At 32.6% G+C, this 616-nt stretch carries 1 protein-coding gene; it reads right to left on the reverse strand.

The window, feature by feature from the left end:
- Nucleotides 1–219: 219 nt before the first annotated feature.
- On the reverse strand, nt 220–513 hold the full coding sequence (locus tag FC65_RS11050; RefSeq protein WP_056972799.1) for a hypothetical protein: 294 nt from the start codon (nt 511–513) through the stop codon (nt 220–222).
- Nucleotides 514–616: the final 103 nt, after the last annotated feature.

Raw genomic sequence — 616 nt, forward strand, 5'->3', positions numbered from 1 at the left:
GGTAAAATTATGAATAATCCAGGATTTAGCATCCATCTTGTAAATAGGAAAAAAGATTTAAAAGATTGGTTTTGAAAGTAATTTCCATTCGCTCATTGACGTGTCATTAGGATCAAATTTTTTGTTGTTTTGAATATACTGTTTGGCTTTCAAAACAAGGGGAGAAGAATTATTTAACGTCAATTGATCCAGCGGGACAAATAAGGGTCTGTACTTAATTTATCTTCTAGTTGAAACTTTGTATTTGCCACTTTTGAGTGTATTAACTTGATTATTGGCAGAAAATCTATAAACGGCACGAATACCAAATACATTGGTCAGCGGGTGAGAAAGCCACGCTTTTAATTCATTTAAAGAATAGATGTACATGGGGCCAAAAGATTGGAAAATCATTTGTTTTTGATCAAGTATTTCAATTCCGTTTTCGGTTTTGTCTGCAAAAACGGTTGTAGCAAAAGCATGGCTAAGTTTGTTGTGCTTAACAACTGAAAAATGATCATCTGGTTTTAACAAATTTTTAATTTGGTCGGCAATTCTTGTGGGTCAAATACGTATTCTAAAACATTATGAATGAAAATGTAGTTAAACTTTTGGTTTCCTACCATACTAAACGGCA

The sequence above is a fragment of the Ligilactobacillus acidipiscis DSM 15836 genome (genome assembly GCF_001435755.1).
GTDB classification, from domain to species: Bacteria; Bacillota; Bacilli; order Lactobacillales; family Lactobacillaceae; genus Ligilactobacillus; species Ligilactobacillus acidipiscis.